This is a genomic window from Nocardia sp. BMG111209, assembly GCF_000381925.1.
Classification (GTDB): Bacteria; Actinomycetota; Actinomycetes; order Mycobacteriales; family Mycobacteriaceae; genus Nocardia.
Genome location: NZ_KB907309.1, coordinates 398435 through 421122, shown reverse-complemented (window position 1 = coordinate 421122; position 22688 = coordinate 398435). Strand labels below are relative to the sequence as shown.

21 protein-coding genes and 1 pseudogene are annotated in these 22688 nt (G+C 70.5%); 13 read left to right on the top strand and 9 right to left on the bottom strand.

Features of this window, described 5'->3' with window-relative positions:
- Nucleotides 1–60 precede the first annotated feature (60 nt).
- The 5 genes from G361_RS0133020 to G361_RS0133000 all read left to right on the top strand — a co-directional run bounded on the left by G361_RS0133020 (nt 61) and on the right by G361_RS0133000 (nt 4158).
- Nucleotides 61–945, top strand: coding sequence for an oxidoreductase (locus G361_RS0133020; protein WP_019931420.1), 885 nt, complete (start codon nt 61–63; stop codon nt 943–945).
- A gap of 39 nt (nt 946–984) precedes the next feature.
- Nucleotides 985–1278 carry a hypothetical protein gene (locus G361_RS0133015; RefSeq protein ID WP_019931419.1) on the top strand — a complete coding sequence of 98 codons (294 nt, stop codon included), beginning with the start codon at nt 985–987 and terminating at the stop codon, nt 1276–1278.
- A gap of 107 nt (nt 1279–1385) precedes the next feature.
- Entirely contained in the window at nt 1386–1859 is a 474-nt protein-coding gene (locus G361_RS0133010; protein ID WP_019931418.1) for a carboxymuconolactone decarboxylase family protein, read from the top strand.
- Between the two features lie 77 nt (nt 1860–1936).
- A complete protein-coding gene (locus G361_RS0133005; protein WP_019931417.1) occupies nt 1937–2857 on the top strand; it encodes a sigma factor in 921 nt (306 codons plus the stop codon).
- A gap of 116 nt (nt 2858–2973) precedes the next feature.
- Nucleotides 2974–4158 (top strand): pyridoxal phosphate-dependent aminotransferase, encoded by a 1185-nt coding sequence (locus G361_RS0133000; RefSeq protein ID WP_019931416.1) that lies wholly within the window; start codon nt 2974–2976, stop codon nt 4156–4158.
- Nucleotides 4159–4167: 9 nt separating this feature from the next.
- Here G361_RS0133000 and G361_RS0132995 read toward each other — a convergent pair whose 3' ends face one another.
- From G361_RS0132995 to G361_RS0132985, 3 genes are all read right to left on the bottom strand, one after another.
- The gene (locus G361_RS0132995; RefSeq protein WP_026343795.1) at nt 4168–4812 is read right to left on the bottom strand and encodes a LysE family translocator; all 645 of its coding nucleotides are present in this window, start codon (nt 4810–4812) and stop codon (nt 4168–4170) included.
- A 165-nt stretch (nt 4813–4977) separates the two neighbouring features.
- Nucleotides 4978–6060, bottom strand: coding sequence for a 3-deoxy-7-phosphoheptulonate synthase (locus G361_RS0132990; protein WP_019931414.1), 1083 nt, complete (start codon nt 6058–6060; stop codon nt 4978–4980).
- Nucleotides 6061–6158: 98 nt separating this feature from the next.
- Complete coding sequence (locus G361_RS0132985) at nt 6159–6350, bottom strand: hypothetical protein (protein WP_019931413.1); 192 nt, start codon at nt 6348–6350, stop codon at nt 6159–6161.
- Nucleotides 6351–6389: 39 nt separating this feature from the next.
- Between G361_RS0132985 and G361_RS0132980 the strand changes: the two genes are divergently transcribed.
- The 5 genes from G361_RS0132980 (at nt 6390) to G361_RS0132955 (ending at nt 11731) form a co-directional block, all read left to right on the top strand.
- Complete coding sequence (locus tag G361_RS0132980) at nt 6390–8045, top strand: DNA repair helicase XPB (RefSeq protein ID WP_019931412.1); 1656 nt, start codon at nt 6390–6392, stop codon at nt 8043–8045.
- A 44-nt stretch (nt 8046–8089) separates the two neighbouring features.
- Nucleotides 8090–8764: a DUF3239 domain-containing protein gene (locus G361_RS0132975; RefSeq protein WP_019931411.1), complete on the top strand. Its 675-nt coding sequence runs from the start codon at nt 8090–8092 to the stop codon at nt 8762–8764.
- 30 nt (nt 8765–8794) lie between these two features.
- On the top strand, nt 8795–9433 hold the full coding sequence (locus tag G361_RS0132970) for a LysE family translocator (RefSeq protein WP_019931410.1): 639 nt from the start codon (nt 8795–8797) through the stop codon (nt 9431–9433).
- Nucleotides 9434–9485: 52 nt separating this feature from the next.
- A complete protein-coding gene (locus G361_RS0132965) occupies nt 9486–10904 on the top strand; it encodes a M1 family metallopeptidase (RefSeq protein WP_019931409.1) in 1419 nt (472 codons plus the stop codon).
- 317 nt (nt 10905–11221) lie between these two features.
- A complete protein-coding gene (locus G361_RS0132955; RefSeq protein WP_019931407.1) occupies nt 11222–11731 on the top strand; it encodes a hypothetical protein in 510 nt (169 codons plus the stop codon).
- A gap of 9 nt (nt 11732–11740) precedes the next feature.
- Here the strand turns inward: G361_RS0132955 and G361_RS0132950 are convergent, their stop codons facing one another.
- Complete coding sequence (locus G361_RS0132950; RefSeq protein WP_019931406.1) at nt 11741–14071, bottom strand: helicase-associated domain-containing protein; 2331 nt, start codon at nt 14069–14071, stop codon at nt 11741–11743.
- A 226-nt stretch (nt 14072–14297) separates the two neighbouring features.
- On the opposite strand from G361_RS0132950, the gene G361_RS0132945 reads away from it, so the two are divergent.
- Nucleotides 14298–14486, top strand: coding sequence for a hypothetical protein (locus tag G361_RS0132945; RefSeq protein WP_026343792.1), 189 nt, complete (start codon nt 14298–14300; stop codon nt 14484–14486).
- 789 nt (nt 14487–15275) lie between these two features.
- Here G361_RS0132945 and G361_RS0132940 read toward each other — a convergent pair.
- Both G361_RS0132940 and G361_RS45775 read right to left on the bottom strand, forming a co-directional pair.
- Nucleotides 15276–15917 (bottom strand): transglycosylase family protein, encoded by a 642-nt coding sequence (locus G361_RS0132940; protein ID WP_019931404.1) that lies wholly within the window; start codon nt 15915–15917, stop codon nt 15276–15278.
- A 404-nt stretch (nt 15918–16321) separates the two neighbouring features.
- Nucleotides 16322–16555, bottom strand: coding sequence for a hypothetical protein (locus tag G361_RS45775; protein ID WP_019931403.1), 234 nt, complete (start codon nt 16553–16555; stop codon nt 16322–16324).
- Between the two features lie 176 nt (nt 16556–16731).
- Between G361_RS45775 and G361_RS0132930 the strand changes: the two genes are divergently transcribed.
- Nucleotides 16732–17154 carry a cold-shock protein gene (locus G361_RS0132930; protein ID WP_019931402.1) on the top strand — a complete coding sequence of 141 codons (423 nt, stop codon included), beginning with the start codon at nt 16732–16734 and terminating at the stop codon, nt 17152–17154.
- Nucleotides 17155–17187: 33 nt separating this feature from the next.
- Here the strand turns inward: G361_RS0132930 and G361_RS0132925 are convergent, their stop codons facing one another.
- The 3 genes from G361_RS0132925 to G361_RS0132915 form a co-directional block, all read right to left on the bottom strand.
- Nucleotides 17188–17712 (bottom strand): DUF2771 domain-containing protein, encoded by a 525-nt coding sequence (locus G361_RS0132925; protein WP_019931401.1) that lies wholly within the window; start codon nt 17710–17712, stop codon nt 17188–17190.
- A 34-nt stretch (nt 17713–17746) separates the two neighbouring features.
- Nucleotides 17747–19711: an MFS transporter gene (locus tag G361_RS48765; RefSeq protein WP_019931400.1), complete on the bottom strand. Its 1965-nt coding sequence runs from the start codon at nt 19709–19711 to the stop codon at nt 17747–17749.
- Between the two features lie 62 nt (nt 19712–19773).
- Complete coding sequence (locus G361_RS0132915; protein WP_019931399.1) at nt 19774–20565, bottom strand: glutaminyl-peptide cyclotransferase; 792 nt, start codon at nt 20563–20565, stop codon at nt 19774–19776.
- A gap of 17 nt (nt 20566–20582) precedes the next feature.
- On the opposite strand from G361_RS0132915, the pseudogene G361_RS49895 reads away from it, so the two are divergent.
- Nucleotides 20583–21309 (top strand): annotated as a pseudogene (locus G361_RS49895) (DUF3027 domain-containing protein); the annotation flags it as partial.
- Between the last annotated feature and the right edge of the window lie 1379 nt (nt 21310–22688).

Sequence of the window (22688 nt, the reverse complement as noted above, 5' to 3'; positions counted from 1 at the left end):
GCGCGGGCGCGCCGCTGCGCCCGCCGGGCGGGCGCCGCGAACCACGGGCGAGGAGGCGGCGTGAGTCGTTGGGATACGTCGAACATTCCGGATCAGAGCGGACGCACGATCATCGTCACCGGTGCGAACAGCGGGCTCGGCGCGGTCACCGCGCGGGCACTGGCCGCGGCCGGAGCACAGGTGATCATGGCCTGTCGCGACGAGGTGAAGGCCCGGTCGGTCGCCAATTCCATCGGTGAGCGGGCCCAGGTTCGCCGCCTGGACCTGGCGGATCTGGCGTCGGTGCGGGAGTTCGCCGCGTCGGTGGACCGCGCCGACGTGCTGATCAACAACGCCGGCGTGATGGCGGTGCCGCTGCGCCGCACCGCCGACGGCTTCGAGATGCAGATCGGCACGAACCACCTGGGCCATTTCGCGCTGACCGGCCTGTTGCTGGACAAGATCGCGGATCGGGTGGTGACGGTCGCCAGCAGCGCGCACGCCGTCGGCAAGATCGATCTTGCCGACCTGAACTGGGAACAGCGCCGGTACAGCCGCTGGGCGGCCTACGGGCAGGCGAAGCTGGCGAATCTGCTGTTCACCTACGAACTGCAGCGCCGGCTCGCCGCCGCCGGATCGACGAAGCTGGCGCTGGCCGCCCATCCGGGCTACGCCGCCACCGACCTGCAGTCGCACACCGAGACCTTCATGGACAAGGTGATGGTGCTCGGCAACCGCTTCCTGGCGCAGAGCGCCGAGATGGGGGCGCTCGGCTCGCTGTACGCCGCTACTGCCACCGACGTCGAGCCCGGCGGGTACTACGGCCCCACCGGCCTGGGTGGCGCGCGTGGCTACCCGGTCCGCTGCACGTCCTCGGCCGCCTCGCGCGACGAGGCGACCGCCCGCGGGCTGTGGGAACTGTCCGAGCAACTCACCAAGGTCACCTTCTCGTTCGCCGAGCGCTGAACCCGGACCGGGACCGCCGGTTCCGGGCATGCTGGGGGCATGAACGAGGTGAGTGTGGATCCGATCGCGCTGGACCGGCGGCGGGCCGAACTGCGTGACCGGCTCGCGGCGTTGCGGGCCGAGGTGGCCGCACTCGCCGATGATTATCGGGCGTTACCGCGTGCGGGCGTACTCCTGGACACCCCGGGGATCGGTGCCCTGACCACGCCCGGCTACTGCATCGCCGGGGCCGTCGAGATCCTGGAGGAGACGTCGATCGAGCTCGACGCGGCCGACGACGCCCTGGGCCGCGCCGCGGTCTACACCGAGCGGCTGCGGCCCGTTCCGCTGTGATGCGGGTCACCGGCGGGGATGTCACAGCCCGTCGGGCCACATCGTCACCTTGATGTACGGGCGCCGCGCCACCGCGCGGCGCACCACCTTCGAGGAAGGACATCGTGATGGAAGCCCGATTCAACGTGTTCGCCAGCCCCGCCGCGGCCAAGTTCACCAAGCGGCTGAACGCCGCCGGTCAGGCCGTCTCCGAGTCGACCCTGCCGCACGAGATCCAGGAACTGGTGAAGCTGCGCGCCAGCCAGATCAACGGCTGTGGATTCTGCACCGATATGCACGCCAAGGACGCCGTGGCGGCGGGGGAGACCTGGCTGCGGCTGAACCTGGTCGCGACGTGGCGGGAGGCCACCGTGTTCACCGAGGCGGAACGGGCCGCGCTGGCCCTGGCCGAGGAGGGCACCCGGATCGCCGACGCCCATGAGGGCGTCTCGGACGCGACCTGGGATCAGGTGCGCAAGCATTTCGACGACGACCAGATCGGCGCGCTGATCGCGACCGTGGCGCTGATCAACGCCTACAACCGGCTCAACGTGATCGCCCGCACCCCGGCGGGCGGCTACGAGCCCGGTCAGTTCGACTGATCATTACCACAGGGCCTCCCGCCGTCGGCGGGAGGCGGCGGTCGGGGGTGTCGGCGCGCCGCCGTAGAATCAGCGCAATGGTCTCCGCACTCGTCGCCGATCTGTTCGAATCCCATCGGCCACATCTGTTCTCGGTGGCCTACCGGTCCACGGGCAGTGTCGTGGGCGCCGGGAGTGCGGTCGAGGAGACCTGGCTGCGGCTGGCCACCACCCCGCAGTACGAGATCGAGGACCTGCGCGAATGGCTGACCGCGGTGATCGCCCGGATCTGCCTGGAGCAGTTGCGTACTGCCGCGGTCCGGCGGGAAAACTATGTGGGACAGTGGCTTCCGGAGCCGATCGTCACCGGCCCGGCGCCCTCCGGCCGCCCCGAACTGCTGGAAACCGTTGCGCGCCGCCGTGACTGCCGTTTCGTGACGATGATCGCACTGGACGTCCTGGAGCCGGTGTCCCGGCTGGCATCGGTGCTGCACGACGGGCTCGCGATGCCGGCCGCGACCGTCGCATCGATCCTCGACTGCACCGAGGAAACGGTGACGGCGGCGGCCACGGCCGCGCGGGCCGTGCTCGTCGGCCTGCCCGCCCCGGTCGCCGATGCCGCGCACGCCGCGGCGGTGCACCGGCTGCTGACGGCCCTGGAGTCCGGGGATCGCGACGCCGTGCAGACGGCGCTGCATCCGGAGGCCCGGTACATGGCCGACGCGGGCGGGGTCACCCACGCGGCCCTGCGCGGGGTCGTGGGCGCGCCGGGATTCGCCGACCTCACCCTCGGCCTGCTGGGCCGGTACGGGATCAGCCTCGCACCCGATGCCCCGGACTGCGCGGTCGTGCGGGTCAACGGCGAGGTCGGCCTGCTGATCCACGAGCGGGCCTCGCACGACGGCCGCCCGGGTACCCCGGCGCGGGTGATCGCCTTCGCGGTGGACGGTGAAACAGTCTGCGGCGCATACGATCTCGCCAATCCGGCGAAGCTGTCCGGGGTCCGGGTCCCGCACTGAGCGCATCCGGTCACGATCCGGCGGAGCGCACGGGACCGGCCCGGACAGGTGACAGGTTGGAATCGGCTCGAGCCCGGCCGTCTCGGCCCCGCTGACCAGCACGCTAGGTTGGGAACATGTCCCACACGCAGACCGTCGCCCGCTTGCGTCCCTTCGCCTCGACGATCTTCGCCGAGATGACCGAGTTGGCGGTCCGCCACGGTGCGGTCAATCTCGGCCAGGGCTTCCCGGACTCCGACGGTCCCGCGGCCATGCTGGACGTCGCCCGGGCCGCCATCGCCGACGGCCTGAACCAGTACCCGCCGGGGCGCGGCATGCCGGTGCTGCGGCAGGCCATCGCCGCCGACCGGGCCCGCCGCTACGGCACCCGGTACGACCCGGACAGCCAGGTGCTGGTCACCGTGGGCGCCACCGAGGCCATCGCGGCGGCGGTGCTGGGGCTGGTCGAGCCGGGGCAGGAAGTGGTGCTGATCGAGCCGTACTACGACTCCTATTCGGCGGCGGTGGCGCTGGCCGGGGCGACCCGCCGGACCGCGCGGCTGGTACCCGACGGCGACGGCTTCACCCTCGACCTGGACAGCCTGCGCGCCGCCATCACCCCGAAAACCCGCCTGCTGCTGCTGAATTCACCGCACAACCCGACCGGCACGGTACTGGGCCGCGCCGAACTGCAGGCCGTCGCCGACCTGGCGCTCGAGCACGATCTGCTGGTACTCGCCGACGAGGTGTACGAGCACCTCACCTACGACGGGCACGAACATCTCAGCATCTCCACCCTGCCCGGCATGTTCGAGCGCACCGTCGTGGTGTCCAGTGCCGCCAAGACCTTCAGCGTCACCGGCTGGAAGATCGGCTGGGCCTGCGCACCGGCCCCGCTGCTGGACGCGGTGCTGGCCGCGAAACAGTTCCTGACCTTCGTCGGTGGCGGCCCGTTCCAGCCGGCCGTGGCGTACGCGCTGGAACACGAGCTGCCCTGGGTGGCCGCGCTGCGGGACACCCTCGCGGAGAAGCGGATTCGACTGTCGGACGCGTTGCGGGAGGCGGGTTTCGAGGTGAAGCGCAGCGACGGAACGTATTTCGTGTGCGCCGACATCACCGGCCTCGGCGCCGCCGACGCCGGCGCCTTCTGCCGGGAACTACCCGAGCGCCTCGGCGTCGCCGCCGTACCGCTGAGCGTCTTCGCCGACGACCCGGCCGCGTGGAATCGCTTGATCCGCTTCACCTTCTGCAAGAAGGAGGAGACCCTCACCGAGGGCATCCGCCGCCTGCACGCTCACCGGGCCCCCAGTCCGGCCCGCTGACCGCGCCGTTCAGGCGGGCATCGGCCGCGCCCGATCGGTGGCCAGCAGTACGGCGATGGCGCCGAGCAGGGTGCCGGTGACCCAGCGCTGCGCGCGCAGCCACAACGGCCGCTCGCCGAGGAATGCCGCGATCGACCCGGCGGCCAGCACGATCAGCCCGTTCACGGTCAGTGCGACGCCGATCTGGACCGAGCCGAGGCACAGGCTCTGCAACCACACCCGGCCGTGCCCCGGCACCACGAACTGCGGGATCAGTGCCATGTACATGATGGCGATCTTCGGGTTCAGCAGATTGGTGACCAGGCCCATGGTGAACAGCCGCCGAGTGGGATCGGCGGGCAGCTCGCTGGGTGCGAAGGCCGAGATCCCGCCCGGCCGCAACGTCTTCCACGCCAGCCAGCCGAGGTACAGCGCGCCGGCCAGTTTCACGGCCAGATACAGCTCGGGCACCACCGCGAAGATGGCCGTGATGCCCGCGGCCGCCGCCGTCAGATAGACCAGGAATCCGGCCGCCACGCCGGTGAGTGAGATCAACCCGGCCCGCCGGCCCTGGGAAACCGTGCGCGACACCAGATACATCATGTTCGGCCCGGGCGTCAGCACCATTCCGAGGGCGGCCGCCGCCACGCCCACTACCGCAGTCGTCTCGATCACGAATCCGATACTGGCTCCTCGGCCGAGCCGCTGTCGCGGGCCAGTTGGCTGCCCGTGGACCGCAACCCGGCCCTACCGCACGACGTAACCACGCCCGCGACCCGATGCACCGGCCCGCGGTGCCGGGTGCCCGCGATGTCCCGCGGGCAGCCCGGTCGAGCGCGGTCACGCGGTGATGCGGGCCGTCCGGCGGGTCGCGACGGCGTCCGCCAGACGGTCGAGCTGCGCGGCGGTGGTGTCCCAGTCCAGGCAGGCGTCGGTGATCGACCGGCCGTAGGTGAGATCGGCGGCGCGGCCCAGGGTCAGGTCCTGGCGACCGGCCACGAGGAAGCTCTCCAGCATGACGCCGACCACGGCCCGGTCGCCGCCGGCGATCCGCTCGGCGATATCGGTGACCACGTCGACCTGCTTGGTGTGGTCCTTGTTGCTGTTGCCGTGACTGGCGTCGACGACCACGCGCTCCGGCAGCGACGCCTTCTCCAGGCGCAGGCAGGCCTCGGCGACCGAGGCGGCGTCGTAGTTGGTCCCCGAGCTTCCGCCGCGCAGGATCACGTGACAGTCCGGATTGCCGGCGGTGCGGATCAGGGCCGCGTGCCCGTCCAGATCGGTGCCGGGGAACACGTGGCTGGCCGCCGCCGCGCGCACACCGTCCACGGCCACCTGCACGTCGCCGTCGGTGCCGTTCTTGATGCCGACCGGCATCGACAGCGCGCTGGACAGCTGCCGATGCACCTGGCTGGCGGCGGTGCGGGCGCCGATCGCGCCGTAGGCGACCAGATCGGCGATGTATTGGGGGGTGATCGGGTCGAGGAATTCGCAGGCGACGGGCAGCCCGAGCGCGGTGATGTCGACCAGCAGCCGCCGGCCGAGACCCAGGCCGGTGTTGACGTCGAACGAGCCGTCCAGATGGGGATCGTTGAGCAGGCCCTTCCAGCCGAGGGTGGTGCGCGGCTTCTCGAAGTACACCCGCATCACCACGTGCAGCCGATCGGCCAGTTCGGCGGATTTCGCGGCCAGGCGGCGCGCGTAGTCCAGGGCGGCGTCGGGATCGTGCACCGAGCACGGGCCGACGATGACCATCAGCCGGTCGTCGGCGCCGTCGAGCACGTCGACGGTGGCGCGGCGGCCGGCCCGCACGGTGGCGGCCAGGGTGTCGTCGAGGGGGTGGGCGCGGCGGACATCGGCGGGCGACAGCAGTGGGCTGATGCTCAGCGTGCGCTGATCGTCGAGATCACCTGCGGTACTCATCTGGAGCTTGTCCTCTCGGGATTTCGGAGCGGGGCCGACTCACCGAGAGCGAATCCCTCGAGCCGGTCTGGGGCGTCCGGCTCGGGGTGGGGGGAAGGTCAGCGCGATTCACCGACCGGCCCACCCGGGGCCGGCTTGGTAAACCAGAAATACGCGCGCTGCACGAGGAGGGACTGTACCAGCCGCGGGTCGCACGGCGGCCCGGCGACCCGGTGGGGTGACGAGCGCCACATCCGGTCCGCGCAGGTCGCCGAGTCGTGGTCGATCCCATACGGCGAGATGTCGGTCACCCCCGATATCGTGGGCAGATGTCCCACGAAGGTGACCGAGTGGCCGGGCCCCTCATCGTTCAGAGCGACAAGACCGTCCTGCTGGAGGTAGACCATCCGCAGGCCGATGCCGCGCGGCAGTCGATCGCGCCGTTCGCCGAGCTCGAGCGTGCCCCGGAACACGTGCACACCTACCGCGTCACCCCGCTGGCGCTGTGGAACGCGCGCGCCGCGGGGCACGACGCCGAGCAGGTGGTCGACGCGCTGGTCAGCTATTCGCGGTACGCGGTGCCGCAGCCGCTGCTGGTCGACATCGTCGACACCATGGCCCGCTACGGCCGGCTGCAACTGGTCAAACATCCCGCACAGGGCCTGGTACTGGTCAGCCTCGACCGGGCCGTGCTGGAAGAGGTGTTGCGGCACAAGAAGATCCAGCCCATGCTCGGCACCCGCATCGATGCCGACACGGTCCAGGTGCACCCGTCCGAGCGCGGCCGCATCAAGCAGATGCTGCTGAAGATCGGCTGGCCCGCAGAGGATCTGGCCGGATACGTCGACGGCGAGGCGCATGCGATCGACCTCGACTTCGAGGGCGGCGCATGGCAATTGCGCGACTATCAGGAGATGGCGGCCGATTCGTTCTGGGCCGGTGGTTCGGGTGTGGTGGTGCTGCCCTGTGGCGCCGGTAAGACCATGGTCGGCGCGGCCGCGATGGCGAGGGCCAAGGCCACCACGCTGATCCTGGTCACCAATACCGTCGCGGGCCGGCAGTGGCGGCGCGAACTGCTCGCCCGTACCTCGCTCACCGAGGACGAGATCGGCGAATACTCCGGCGAGCGCAAGGAGATCCGCCCGGTCACCATCGCCACGTACCAGGTCATCACGCGCAAGACCAAGGGCGAGTACCGGCATCTGGAGCTGTTCGACAGCCGCGACTGGGGCCTGGTCATCTACGACGAGGTGCATCTGCTGCCCGCGCCGGTGTTCCGGATGACGGCCGATCTGCAGTCCCGCCGCCGCCTCGGCCTCACCGCCACCCTGGTCCGCGAGGACGGCCGGGAGGGCGACGTGTTCTCGCTGATCGGCCCGAAGCGCTACGACGCGCCGTGGAAGGATATCGAGGCGCAGGGCTGGATCGCGCCCGCCGACTGTGTCGAGGTCCGGGTCACCCTCACCGACGCCGAGCGCATGTCCTACGCCACCGCCGAGCCGGAGGAGCGCTACAAGCTGTGCTCCACCGCGCGCACCAAACTCGCGGTGGTGGAGTCGATCCTGGCCCGGCACAAGGATGCGCCGAGCCTGGTGATCGGCGCGTATCTGGACCAGCTGGACGAACTGGGCGAACATCTGAACGCCCCGGTCATCCAGGGTTCCACCCGCACCAAGGAGCGCGAGGCGCTGTTCGACGCGTTCCGCGCCGGGGAGATCCCGGTGCTGGTGGTGAGCAAGGTGGCCAACTTCTCCATCGACCTGCCGGAGGCCTCGGTCGCGGTGCAGGTATCGGGCACCTTCGGTTCCCGGCAGGAGGAGGCGCAGCGGCTGGGCAGGTTGCTGCGCCCGAAACACGATGGCGGCCAGGCGCATTTCTATTCGGTGGTGGCACGCGACACGCTGGACGCAGAATATGCGGCGCACCGGCAGCGTTTCCTTGCGGAGCAGGGGTACGCCTACCGCATCACCGATGCGGACGATCTCCTGGGACCGGCTATCGGATGATCGGACCGGCGCGTCGGGCGATCCGGCCCGGGAGACAGGTGAGGATGGTGGACGTGCGACGCTTCGACTTCGCGGTGGACCGCGCGTATGCCCGGTCGGTCAACGAGATCGTCCCTACGATCCGGCGGTTGCGCATCGTGGCCTTCGCGGTCGCGATCGTGCTGGGGCTCTCGACCGCGGGCCTGATCCGGCTGGGGCACCCCTATTCGTTCATCCTGTCCGTCGCCTTCGCGCTGGGCACGGTCACGGCGCTGTTCGTCGCGGTGTGGACGCCGCACCGCGCGCGGGTCGACAAGCTGTACGCGGCCGGCGAGCTGGTGCCCGCGGTGGTCACCGACCGCAACCCCAAGGGGCTGACGCTGCTCGCGCTGGTCAACATCGCGAAACCCGGCGGCGTGCCGGTCTACGCCCTGATCGCCCGGGTGGTGCGGGCCCTGCCGGGGCATCGCGACCGGGCCGGTGAGCAGGTGCCGTCGATCACGGTCCGCACCGACTTCGCATCCGGTTCCATCGGCGATCTGCGACAGCCGATCACGCCGATGCCGATCGCCTGGGGCACCCGCGATCCCGGCGTGATCGAGCGGGCCCGGTCCGCCATCAGCGATGTGGAGTGGAAGTTGCTGGCGGACAACATCACTCTCGCCGCGAAGGTGCTGGCCGCGGAGTCGAAGCGGCTGCTGCTGGATCCGCATCAGCTGCCGGAGGAATTGCGCGGGTAAACCCGTTGTGCCCCTTCGTAGAATGATCTCGTGATTCCCACCTCGAACCTGGTGGCCTTTCTCGTCGCGGCGACCGTCATCATCGTGATTCCCGGACCGGGAGTGCTGTTCACCATCGGCCGCGCCCTCACCGACGGGCGCCGCGCCGCCCTGGTCTCGGTGCTGGGACATTCCCTGGGGGTGCAGTTGCTGGTGCTGGCGGTCGCCGCCGGGCTGGGCAGCCTGGTCGCCGCCTCGGCGCTCGCGCTGACGGTCGTGAAACTCGTCGGCGCGGTCTACCTGATCTACCTCGGCGTACAGGCGGTGCGGCAGCGGCGTTCGCTGCGCGAGGCCTTCGCCGCGCGCACCGAATCGGTGCCGCATCGGCGGGTGTTCCGTCAGGGCGTCGTGGTCGGGGTGACCAACCCCAAGGCCCTCATCTTCTTCTCCGCGGTGCTGCCGCAGTTCGTGGAACCGGCCAACGGCGATCTGCCGGTGCAGTTCCTGATCCTCGGGTCGATCTTCCTGGCCGTGGCGCTGGTCTCCGACAGCGCCTGGGCGCTGCTGGCGGGCACCGCGCGCAACTGGTTCGCGCGGTCGCCGCGGCGGCTGGAGGCCGTCGGCGGGGCCGGCGGGCTCATGATCATCGGTTTGGGTGCGACCGTGGCGATCACCGGCACGAACAACTGATCCGGCTACCATCCCGATATCCGCACGCAGGTCGGAAGGGGTGGCTCGACGCATGCACAACCGAATGCGCCGCCTGGCGGCCGGGCTGCTGCTCGTCGGCGCCACCGTATCGCCGGCGCCGGTCACCGTCGGCGCGCAGGTACTGGACGATCCGGCGGTCGGCACGCCCGGACTCGGCGATCCCTACTATCCCGACGACGGCAACAGCGGTTACCGCGTCGAACACTACGACCTCACCCTCGGCTACGACCCACCGAATCGGCAGCTGACCGGGACCGCCCGGCTGTCGGCGATCGCCGCGCAGCCGTTGCGCGCCTTCGATCTCGATTTCAGCGGTCCGGAGGTCCACGCGGTGGCGGTGAACGGCCGACCGGCGCTGTTCGAGCGGACCGGGGCGCACAAACTGGCAGTGACCCCGCTGCTGCCGCTGTTGCCGGGACTGCCCTTCACGATCGTCGTCGACTACGCCGGACAGGCCACCGACACGCCCGACTCCGGGTGGACGGTGTCGGCCGACGGCGGCGCCTTCGCCGCGGGCGAGCCGCATTCCGCCGCCACCTGGTACCCGCTCAACGACACCCCCCTGGACAAGGCCACCTTCGAGGTCCGGGTCACGGTTCCGCAGGAGTGGGAGGTGGTGTCGAACGGGTTGCGCACCCGCGACGTCAGCGACGGCGCGCGGCGGACCGTCGAATGGCGGCTGCGCGATCCGGTCGCCGGATACCTGACCACGGTGGCGATCGACCACTTCGACTTCCTGGAGCAGCGGCGCGCCGACGGCACCCCGTTGTTCAGCGCCTTCGCCCCGCAGGCGGTGTCGCGCCGGGAGCTGGAGAAACGGTTGCCGGAGGTCCTGGACTTCCTGGAGACCCTCTACGGCCCGTATCCGTTCGAGGCCGGCGGCGGCATCTACGTCGACACCGATCTGCAGTTCTCGCTGGAGACCCAGACCCGGCCGATCTATGCCCCGTGGTCCGATCTGAACACCGTGGTGCACGAGAACACCCATCAGTGGTGGGGCGATTCGATGTCGGTCCGGCAGTGGTCGGACATCTGCCTGAACGAATGCTTCGCCAGCTACACCGCCGACTATCTGTGGCCGGAACGCAAGGAGGGCAAGGACGTCGACGCGATGTACCGCGAAACCGTCGACAAGAACCGCGCCGATCCGGATTTCTGGTCGGTCCCCCTCCAGAACCCCGGCGCCGGAAAGGAATTCACCGTCGTGTACACCCGCGGCCCGCTGTTCCTGCACGCGCTGCGGCACCTGCTGGGCGACGCGGTCTTCTTCCCGGCGGTGTCGCGGTTCGTGCAGGCGCATCGCTACGGCAATGCCGCGATGCCCGAATTCCGCGCCTATCTGCAGACTCTCACATCGATGGATCTCCGCGAATTCCTCGCGGCCTGGCTGGACGAGACCACACCGCCCCCGGACGGCGATCTGTTCCCGGGCACCCTTTCCCTCGGCTGAACCGCGGTAACGTTTGTCGCAAATAGGACGACACAATCCTCGGTGCGATCGGGGACAGTCCCCGCGCCGCTGTGGAAGGGTGTCGGATATGACCTACCTCGAAATGCTGACGCTGATCAATATCAGTCGCACACTCGGATATGCCCTGCTCGGACTGCACGGCCTCGCCATGGGGGGCACCCTGTACTGAACCCCCCGGGCAACCGGCCCGGGTGCCCCGGAGGACCGGGACACGGGGTATCGTCCGCTCACCGGCGTTCGCAGGCGACCGCGCCGCGGATACGCCGTGAACGATTGGGTGAGAGAGGTTTTCGTACGTGAACAAGGCAGGGCCGAAGCTGATCGTTCGCTTCGTGCCGGCGCTGGTGGCGGTGGCCGCGCTCGCGGTCACCGGCTGCTCGGCCGGTTCCGGCAAATCCGATACCGCGCGGGCCAAGGTGGGGGACTGCATCAACGTCCTCGAGGGTTCGACGACCGCGGCCAAGACCGAGCCCGTCGACTGCTCCTCCGACAAGGCGGTCTACAAGGTGGTGTCGACCTCGGATCAGAAGGCCGACTGCGGCACCGAGAACACCTCGTACGAGGAGAACTACGGCGGCGGCACCGCGCACCTGTGCCTCGCCCCGAATCTCAAGCAGGGCAGCTGCTATCACCAGGACCGGGAGACCGGTTTCGCATATGCCGACTGCGCATCCGCCGACGCCACCGTCAAGGTCGTGAAGCGGGTCGACGGCACCAGCGACGAATTCGTCTGTGACTCGAATTCGACCTTCCTCACGCTGTCCAACCCCAAGACCACGTTCTGCCTCGCCAATCCGAAGGGCTGAGCGCGGAATTCACTCGACCAGCGCGACGGACGCGATCCGGTGCAACGTGAAGTGCCGGACCGCGCCGGTGACCGGATCGAGCGCGTCCAGCTGCCCGCCGGACACCTGCAACGGTTCCACCACTCGCTGGGTGGCGACGCCCTGCGCGTCGACATAACCGATGTGCACCGGCCGGCGGACCTTCGCCGCCAGTTGCAGCAGCGCCATCGTGGCGGCGGTGGTCGTCCGGCTGCCGTCGGACCGGACCGCCTGCCCGGAACGGGTGCGCGCGGCCTTCTCCCCGGCGCGTAGTTCGGTCACCAGCGCGCGCAACTGTTCCGTACTGGGCGGATTCGGCCGCCACGACTGCCGGGCATTCGGGCGCAGGGACAGTCGCGCCCCGCGCGGGCGCAGGTCGACGATCGCGCCGGACGTGTCCTCCCCGGCCGGACTGAAACCGGCCGCGCGCAGCTGTTCCAGCACATCGCCGAGGGGCGCCTGGGAGATCGCGACCGTGGGCGCGACCGCGCGCAGGGCCAGCCGTTCGGCCACCGGCGCCGCCAGCACCTCGGCCAGCAGGCTCGGATCCTCGCTGCGCAGGAAGGATTGGGCCAGACCCGCCCGTAATCGGCCGTGCCGGCGGGCCACGTCGTCGATCAGGTAGGTGAGCGCCTGCGGGACCGGGGTGCGGGAATGCGCGGTGAACAGCTGTTGCAGTTCGGCGGAGGTCAGTCCGGCGTCCAGCGCTCGCCGCACCGAATTCTCGCCGACCCGGTACACGGTGGCGGCGCCCGCCGATTCGACGTCCGCGACCAGCGCGATGCGCTGCTGGAGTTCGGGCACCAGCGGGCCCGGCGCGATCACCGTCAGATCGGCCTGAACGAGGACGTGATCGAGGGGTGCGGGCAGTGCCGACTCCATCTCGGCCTCGGCGTCGCCCGGATTACCGTGCAGCAGAGCGCGTCCCGCGGAGGTGAGCGCGCCGCGACCGGCCAGCCCGAGCGCCGCCGCCTCGGCCAGGGTGTGCTCGACCATATCGGTGCGGAAGTGCCGGCGGCGCCGCGGTTGCCGCCACGCCAGCACCCGGGCCACCTCGGCCGGGGGCACCGCGGATCCGGCCGGATATTCGGCCAGCAACGACAGCACGGCGTGCCGGTCGCGGGCGGCGTGCACGGTGCGCAGTTCGGGCGAGAGCGCGGCCAGCGGTTTGTCGTTGGCGTCGCGCAGGCCGATCATCCACGGGCAGCGGTCCAGGTCCAGCCAGGCCAGGGCGAGCACCACCCAGCGGCGGGCGGGCGGGCCGTCGAGCCAGCCGTCGGTGGCGGAGGTCGGCGTCCAGAAATCGTCGACGGTGTCGAGATCCGGCGGTGGATCCGGGAGTCCCTTGTCCAGCAGGCGGGCGGCCGTCAGGATCTCGGCGAGCAGTCCGGCCCGGTTCTCGTCCACCCCGGCCTGTTTGGCGATCCGCCGCAATTCCCGCACCCCGAGCCCACCGGCCCGCAACACGGGCGCCGGACCCTGACCGAGCACCTCCAGCAGGTCGCCGGCGTGACGCAGCAGTTCGCCCACCTCACCCGCGGCGGCCGCGTTGGCCTCGGCGGCGGTGTGGTGGACGGGTTCCGGATGCGGTGGGGTGAGGACGTGCGGGTCGGTCACCGGTTCGCGGCGCAGTACCTGGCCCACCGCGGGCGGCAGTTCGACCGTCTCGGCGTCGACCCAGTTCAGCAGGCGGGCGGCGAGCAGGCGCTGGATCGGGCGGTCCGGCGCGGTGTCCGGCGCGGCGTCGCGGGTGCGACCGCGGGGGCCGGTGCCGGCCAATTTGTCCAGCAGTGCGCGCTCGGGCGGGGCGAGGCCGGTCAGCGCGGCGGTGATCTCCGCCTCGCTCAAGGCGTCCGGTATCTCGGTGATGCTGCCCAGCGGCCACGGCAGCGCCTCCTGGGCGGCGGCCACCGCGTACAGCCGGTCGGTACCCCACACCAGAGCGCGTGCGGTCAACCGGTCGATCGCGGCCTCGATATCGGCGGCCGGGGCGCGGTCGCCGAGCAGATCGATCAGGCGCTGTCGCGGCAACGGTTCGGCGGCCCGGCCGCGGGCGGCTCCCTCCTGGACCGCGTGGTGCACCGCCAGGGTCTCCAGGACTGCGAAATCCAGGGTGTCGAGATCGTCCGCGGCGCGGAATACCGAGGCGCGCTGTTCCGCGCGGGCCGCCAGTACGGCCATCGATGCCGGGAGGGGTACCGCGAGGTCGGGGCGCAGCGTCAGCAACGTCACGAGATCGTCGTCGGAGCGGGCGCCCAGCCAGTCGGCCAGAGCGGCCCCGCCGGCCGCACCGGTCGCGGCGGAGGCTTCGGTCGCAGTCATCGCAGTCCAGCGTACGGTGAGAGGCTCTTCCGTGTCTGTGCTCTGCTGTCGCCTGCGCGCGCGTCCGGCTACCGGGCGGCCACATGTCGCCGGTGTCGTCCGGACGGGGTCTGCGGTGATCATCCGGCCGGTCGTCCGGTACCGGACCGGCATCGGGACGGGCCGGACGGTAGCCGGCGTACCGGGCCGTGAACAGGAACATGTGTCGCCGTGTCAGAATGACCTCGTGGCGAAAGAATCGAAGAAATCCTACGTCGACAACGGCTGGCCGCGACTGGACAACGGCGACCATGCGGTCACCGAACTCTCGGCGACCCGCGCGGGTGGTCTGTCCCCGTACGGCGAGGACACCGAATTCCCCGTCCCCGCGGAGCAGATGCCCTACGTGCACCCGCATACGGTCGTCAACCGCTGATCCGAGCGTTCCCGGGCCCCTGGCACCGTCGGTGCCGGGGGCCTCTGTCGCGCAAGTAAGCGGTCGACCGGAGTTCGGGCCCGGTGGCATATCCGGGTGGTCGGATCCCATCTCGGTGGGTTTCCGATGCCGTCGTGGCGTCCGTGCACGTCGACCGAGGTCACGGGTAGGCGTTCGAGGCGGCGACGTGGCACCCGCGCGCCGGACTCGGTTCACGGAAACCGCGTGCCCGCCGGTCATCTCGACCGAGAGTGCGGCGATCACGGCGGCCGGTCGATTCCGAGCGGGTTGCCGATACCCGGCTCGCTGGGCAACGGAAGAACCCAGCGAAAAATACGGATGATCGATACGCGCGGTGATCCTGGCGGGGAAGTGCTGTAGCAGCCGCAGTTACCGACAGTCGACTGTGCGATGGTCCGGCACTCCTGCTCGGACCGGCTGTGGAGGAACAGCGACCGGGCTCGAAAGCCTGCCGGCGACACCGGCTCTGCCGCGTAGGTGCAGGCTCGGTCAACGCCCGCAATCACATTCGCGGTACGGCGCCGGACGCCCTCGTAGCCATGGCTAGCCTGCACGTTGGACGTGTTCAGAGGCTTGCCTGTACGGGAAAACCGTTCAGAGGGATGTCATGTCGACAGGCACGTCCGGAAACCATTGATCGGCAACTGATCCACAGCTCGACCACGGCCGAACGATACGACCTGTCGTGTGTAAGCGTGATCACCTGCGGGAGAACGAACACCGGCCGTGCTGACAGAGTCGACGGCCGGTTCGCGACCCGGCGGGCAATCAGTTGGGCAGCAGGCCCTTGTTCGCTTCGAAGAAGTTCACCACGGAGGGGTCGAGCTTGGTGCCGCTGGCCTTGAACGCGTTGTAGGTGTTCATCGCGTCCTGCGGGACCTGGAAGCCCTGCGACTGTGCGGCGGCGACGACCTTGTCGACGGCCTGGAAGATGTCCTGCGTGCCGTCGGGGAACTGCGCCTGCGGCGCGCCCACGACATCGTCGGCATCCGGGCTGCTCCAGTGCTGGCCGGGGCTCACCGGGGCGGTGCGCTCGCTCGGCGAGCTGTGCAGGCCGAGGTTGGAGGAGCAGGTGGGCCAGGCGCCCCAGCCCTGAGTGGCGAGAACCTTCTCGGCCACGGTGATCTGCTGCTCGCGCGAGGCCTGGTTGGCCGCGGGGGCATAGTCGGTGCCGCCGTGCGAGGCCCAGGTGCCGGGGGAGAACTGCAGGCCTCCCTGGAAGCCGTTGCCGGTGTTGATACCCCAGTTACCGCCGGATTCGCACTGTGCGAGACGGTCCCAGTCGGAGTCGGGGGCCGCGGAGGCGTGGCCGGCGAGGGCGACACCGGCCCCACCCACGATCGCGCTCGTCACAGCAACCTTGGCGACGGTGCGGCCGGTGTTGGTCGGCTTGCGATGGCGTCCACTCATATCGGGTCGTCTTCCTCTCGTACGCACCTGCGAGATGAACTCGGGTTCGGACTGAGAGGTCGTCCGTTCCCTGCGCGCCCGGAGGTGCGCCGCCCTCACCCCTGCTTCCGTTTGGGGTCCGTACCCGCGGGGTGAGGTTCGGTGCGGCGGGCCGGTGGTGCCGGGAATCCCGGCTGCGTTAAGAACGGTACGACGAACGCCGGAGAAAATCACCATTTGATAACCGGCGTGTGCCGGGGGCCGGATCCCGCGCGGTCAGCGGCCGAAAAGTGTTTCTGCGCAGGTGAATGCGGTGCGTCTGCGCCGAGCGGAGACCGTGACCCCCTCGTTATCGTCTCGTTATGTGACGAACATCACAGGAGTGGTTCCGGGGTGAACTGGGCAAATACCCGGGTGCGCGCGAACTAGCGCGCGCGGCGTCCGGACCGGAGGGCGAAGACGAGTGCCAGCAACAACCCCAGTGCGGTACCGGCCATCGCGGTGACGTACAACCACAGCGCGGGTTTGCCGTCGGACAGCACGGGAGTCAGCAGAATGGCGACGATGGCCAGCAGACCGATCGCGAACAGCCCCAGGGCGACGTAGAGCAGAGGATTGCCGGACCGGCGCGCCGCCGGCTGCGAGTGAGGATCGGGCATTACTGCACCGTAAAACTCATGTGCTCGCGCTCTCGGCACCGGGGTAGACTCAGGAGCATTCGCGTCCTGCATACCTGTGGGGCGCGTTCTTTTCGCAAGCAGAAGGGCCCGGACGTATCCCGGTGCCCTGGTTGTGTCCGGGTGGTCCGGGCATCGATGACGAACGGGTGAGCGCAGTGCCGACCGGCAGGGTGAAGTGGTACGACGTCGAAAAGGGCTTCGGCTTCCTTTCCCAGGATGAGGGTGAGGACGTCTATGTTCGGTCGTCTGCGTTGCCCAAGGGTGTCGACGGGTTGAAGCCCGGGCAACGAGTGGAATTCGGGATGGCCGCGGGTAAGCGCGGCCCGCAGGCGCTGAGCCTGAAGTTGCTCGATCCACTGCCGTCGGTGCGCGAGGAGGCCCCGAGCCGCCCCCGCCGCAACGATGCCACGCATCCCCGCAAGTCCCCCGACGATCTGCACGGGATGATCGAGGACATGATCACCCTGCTGGAGGCGACGGTGCAGCCGGATCTGCGCCGGGGCAAGTACCCGGATCGCAAGACCGCCCAGCGCATCGCCGAGGTCGTCCGCGGCGTCGCGCGCGAACTCGATCACTGAGCCGGCCCCGCGGCCCGGCCGCGGGATCGCAACTCACGCGGTCGCGATCGACCACACCTGATACGGGGCGTACGACTCCGCCCCGGTCTCGTCCCGGACCGGCAGCACCAACTGGATCTCCACGCCCACCAGCCGGAGATCGTGCTGCGGACGGGAATTCACCGTGACGGCCATCGTCCCGGCCGGGTAGTCGCGGTAGGACGCCAGATGCTGGACGGCCGTGCCGTCCGGCAGCGCGTACTCCTGCACCATCACCCACGGCGCGTCGGCGACCTGCCGGGGCAGCGACAGCTGTAACGGATAGCCCGCCGGGGTCGCCAGCGGCGCGGTGACGCCGCTCTGGCGGCAGCTCAGCGCCAGCCGCTGACCCTCCTCCTGGACCGTGCAGTACCGGTACGGCGGCACGGTCACGGTCCGGCCGTGCGCGTACGCGGTGAGCTGCGGATCCGCCCGGTGGGCACGATGCACCGCCGTGGCCACGATGCCCGCGACGGCGGCGATCACCACGATCAGCGCCACCGCGGCGAGCACGGCGAACTTGCGGGTGCTGGGCTTCACTGGTCAGTCCTGTCGCTCGGGGGCGGGCGGCCCGTCACAGCCCCGGCGCCTCGGTGCCGCTGGTGACGTCGGCGGCGCCGCCGGGAATCTCCTGCTGCGCGTGCTGCGGCCGGTTGCCGCCCAAACCGGGCAGCAGCGAGTGTCCACGGTAGCTCACGACGGTTTGTGCCAATCCCACCGCCAGCAGCGCCGTGACCACGGCGAAACCCTTCCAATACTCCGTCGGCAGCAGCACCCCGCCCGCGCCGCCGATCACCCAGGACAGTTGCAGCACCGTTTCCGAGCGGCCGAAGCCGGAGGCGATCGACTCCGGCGGCAGATCGTCCTGGATGGACGCGTCCAGCGAAACCTTCGCCAGCGCACTGGCCCCGGCGCCGATCAGCGCCGCGACGGCCGCGCCCAGCAGGTTGTCCAGGAAGGTCGCGATGATCGCCGCCGCCGTACACGCCGCCGTGCAGCTCACCACCAGCAGCGCGGGCCGGCCCAGGGTCAGCCGGGCGCCGGAGGCGTTGCCGATGAAGTTGCCGATCGCCGCCGCCGCGCCGACCGCGCCGAGCATCGCGGCCTGCTGCACCGGCCGGTGTTCGGTGGATTTCGCGACGAAGGCGACGTAGAAGGTGAGGAAGCCGGTCAGCACCCGGATCGAGCTGTTACCCCACAGGCCCGTCACCACCGAGCGGCCCAGCGGCTGGCGGCGGCGGGCCGGTTGCACCACGGCTTGCCGCCGACCGCTGTCGGCGGTGTCCTCGGCAGTCTGGCTGTCGTCCTCGGCGGCGGGCCGCTCACCGGCCTCAGCGGCGGGTCGCGTACTGCCCTCGGCGGCGGGCCGCCCACTGCCCTCGGCGGCGGGCCGCCCACTGCCCTCGGCGGCGGGCCGCCCACTGCCCTCGGCGGCGGGCCGCCCACTGCCCTCGGCGGCGGGCCGCCCACTGCCCTCGGCGGGCCGCCCCTCGTGGTCGGTGGCGCGCCGCCGACCGCCTTCGGTGAGTCGCTCGTCACGAGCGGCCGCGGGCGCCTCGCGATCGGTGACGATTTTGCCGACCCGGCGGTGATACCCCAGCGTGGTCGGTACCTCGCCCTCGGTGACCTCCACCCAGGACGGGATGCGCAGGCTCAGATAGGCGCCGCCCGCGGCGATCAGCGCGGCGAATACCAGCGCCCCGCTCGAACCGGCGATACCGGCGATACCCCCGGCCACCGCGCCCGCGCCGAGCGTGCCGCCGACCAGCCCGAACACCGTGAGCCGGGAGTTGGTGCGGACCAGGTCGATACCCGGCGGCAGCACCCGCGGCGTCACCGCGCTCTTGAGTACCGCGAACGACTTGCTGAGGATCATCGCGCCCAGGGCCAGCGGATACAGCGCCCAGCTGTTGACGTTGAAGATCAACAACAGCACGAACGCCACGCGGGCGGCGAACGAACCGGCCAGCGCCAGCCGTCGGCCGCGTTGCAGCCGATCCAGCAGCGGCCCGATCAGCGGCGCGATCACCGCGAACGGCGCGATCGTGATCAGCAGGTACAGCGCCACCTTGGATTTCGACTCGGCGGTCGCGCTGGCGAAGAACAACGTATTTGCCAGGGCCACCGCGATGGCCGCGTCGAGCGCGAAGTTCGCCATCGTGGCGTAGACCAGGGCCGCGAGCCCCGATTCGCCGGCGCCGTCCGCCTTCGCGGCCCGCTGGAAGGACTGGAAACCCTTCTCGGTGAGTTCCAGACTGCGCATCGCCACCACGCGGGTGACGGTGAGCTTGCGCGGAACCCGTCGGGTGGGCGGGTCGGCGGGCTCGGGGGGCGGCGAGGCGGTGGGGGACGGGTCCAGGGCGGTCATCGGTTTGGTCCGGGGCTTCCCGTTCCGGGAACCGTTCTCGCGGGACTTCCGCTCCGACGACGGGTTCGGCGGCGGATATCGGTCGTAACCGGGATGCCGCTCGAGCATCGGGTACTCCTCGCCGTCCCACCGACCTGGATCGGTGCCGGAGGGATCGCGGGAGACAGTCACGCTGTCGATTCTCTCGCACGCCGGGCGAGTGCGGTGTCCAGCCCGGGCGGCGATCCGCGCTTTCACACCGGGACGAAGCGAACCTCGAAGGTCAGGGGCCAGTTCTTCCCGGAGAGCAGAAATCGGTCCGTGCCCGGGATCTGCGCGATTCCGTTGAGCACGTCGGTGCCCGGCTTGTCCGTCGGCGCCAGCAGGCCCGCGGCGTCGATATCGCCCAGGACCCGGCCGTTGTCCGGGTCGATGTGCAGGATGTGGTCGGTCGGCCAGGCGTTGGCGTACACGGTGCCGTCGGCGGCGCAGTTCAGCGAGTTGAGCCGGACGGCCGGGTGGTCGGCCAGCCGTACCGTGCCGGTTTCGGCGAAGGTCGCCGGATCGCGGAAGGTCAGGGTGTCGGTTCCGTTGCTCATCACGACCCGATCGGCGCGGGTGCACAGGCCCCAGCCCTCGCCGTCGTAGTGCGCCCGGGTGCGCTCGGCGAGGGTGAGCGGGTCGCGGGCGAACGCCACCTGGTTCTTCCAGGTGATCTGCCAGACCGTGTCGCCCACCCGGGTGACGCCCTCGCCGAAGAATTCCGGCGGCAGGTCGACACGCCCGAGTTGCGCACCGGTCGTGGCGTCGTCGACCCGGAGGGTGGAGCGGCCCTCCAATCCGGTGCTCTCGTAGAGCAGACCCCCGTCGATCTCCAGTCCCTCGGTGAATGCCGTGCGATCGTGCGGCCGGGTGGCCACCACCTGTACCCGCAGTTGAGGGGTGTGCACGGCGTCGTCACCGGGGTCGCAGGCCGCCGTCGAAACCGGCAGCGCCGCCAGCACGATCGAACCCACCACGGCCCACGCACGATGTTTGCGTCCCATACGGCAAAATGTAGGTCGTGAGCGCTGTTCCTGTTTCGGAGTCCGGTGTGCGACCGATCCTGGCGGAGGCGGTCGAACTGGCCCGTCGTGCGCTCCTGGAGTTGCAGCCGCTTGGTGTGGGCGAGCATCTGGGGGTGACCGGCGAGGACGAGTACGCGGCCACCCATCACTTCGCCGCCACGCTGCCCGGTTACGGCGGCTGGCAGTGGGCGGTGGTGGTGGCCGCCCCGCCGGCGGCCGACCATGCCACGGTCAGTGAGTCGGCGTTGCTGCCGGGCCCGGATGCCCTGGTGGCCCCCGACTTCCTACCCTGGGATCAACGGGTCCGCCCCGGCGATCTGGCCCCCGGTGATCTGCTGGCGACGAGCCCCGACGACCCACGCCTGGTCCCCGGCTACCTGCTCAGCGGCGACCCGGTCGTCGACGAGGCGATCGAGGAGATCGGCCTGGGCCGCCCGCGGGTGCTGAGCCTGGAGGGCCGCGAGGAGGCCGCCGGGCGCTGGTACTCCGAATACGGCCCCGATACCGACATGGCTCGCGCCGCCCCCTCGACCTGCGGCCTCTGCGGCTTCTTCGTCCCCGTGGCCGGCGCCCTGCGCGCCGCCTTCGGCGTCTGCGCCAACGCGATGGGCGCCGACGGGCACGTGGTGCACACCGCATACGGCTGCGGCGCCCACTCCGACACCGAACTCCCCACCGGCCAGGGCTCCCCCCTCTACGAGGCCTACGACGACGCGGCCGTGGACATGCTCCCCACCGCCGACCTCCGCCGCCCCACCGCGGCTCCGGCACCGGACGCCGCGCCGACCTCCGAGGACTCGGCCACCGCTGCCGAGATTGATCCGAACAGCGGCCCGGGCGCTGCGGCCTCGACCACCACCGAGCCCTCCGGCCCGGCCGACGAGGTCGAATCCTTCACCGCGACTGCCGGTGCCGAGTCCGCAGCTGGGGCGGGCGATGTCGAGCCCTCCGCCGAGGTGGGTCGGGCCGAGTCCTCTGCCGAGGTGGCTGGTGACGAGCCTTCCGCCGAGGTGGCCGGGGCCGAGTCCTCAGCCGAGGTGGCCGGTGGTGAGTCCTCTGCCGAGGTGGCCGGTGGTGAGTCCTCTGCCGAGGTTGCCGGCGCACAGCTTTCTGTCGAGGTCGGTGATGTCGAGCCTTCTACCGAGGGCACCGGTGTCGAGCCTTCCGCTGAGGTGGCCGACGTCGTCTCCGACGATCCGGCGAGCGCGAGTGGTGCCGAGACGGTTTCGGTGGGCGAGGTCGGGATCTCGGCTGGTGCCGCGTCAGGTGCCGAGGAGAACGGCGTCACCGGGGATTCGCCGGTGGCGGTCGGCACGGCTGCTGAGGCCGATGTCGCCGCTGGTGATGCGACGCACGCGAGTGATGCGGGGGCCGAGACGGTTTCGGTGGGTGAGGTCGGGATCTCGGCGGATGCCGCGTCGGGTGGCGAGGAGAACGGCGTCACCGGGGATTCGCCGGTGGCGGTCGGCACGGCTGCTGAGGCCGATGTCGCCGCTGGTGATGCGACGCACGCGAGTGATGCGGGGGCCGAGACGGTTTCGGTGGGTGAGGTCGGGATCTCGGCGGATGCCGCGTCGGGTGGCGAGGAGAACGGCGTCACCGGGGATTCGCCGGTAGCGATCGGCACGGCCGCGGAGGCCGATGTCGCCACCGATGGTGTCGGCACGGCTGCGGAAGGCGATGTCGCTGCCGATGGTGTCGGTACGGCTGCGGTGGACGATGTCGCTGCCGATGGTGTCGGTACGGCTGCGGCGGGCGATGTTGCCGCTGGTGATGCGGCGCACGTGAGTGATGCGGGGGCCGAGGTGGTTTCGGTGGGTGAGGTCGGGATCTCGGCGGGTGCCGGGGCCGGTGGCGAGGAGAACGGGGTCACCGGGGATTCGCCGGTGGCGGTCGGTACGGCTGCGGAGGCCGGGGCCGTGACCGGGGACGGTGAACGTGGTGTCGGGGCGGAAACGCCGGGGGCGCAGTCGGTTTCGGGGTCGGAGGCGCCGGGGGATTCGGGTGCCGAGGCTGCTACGGTTGCCGACGTCGCGAATGAGCACGGTGCGGTTGCCGAGTCGGGGGCCGCGCACGCGGAACCCGGGTCGGACGGTGAGTCC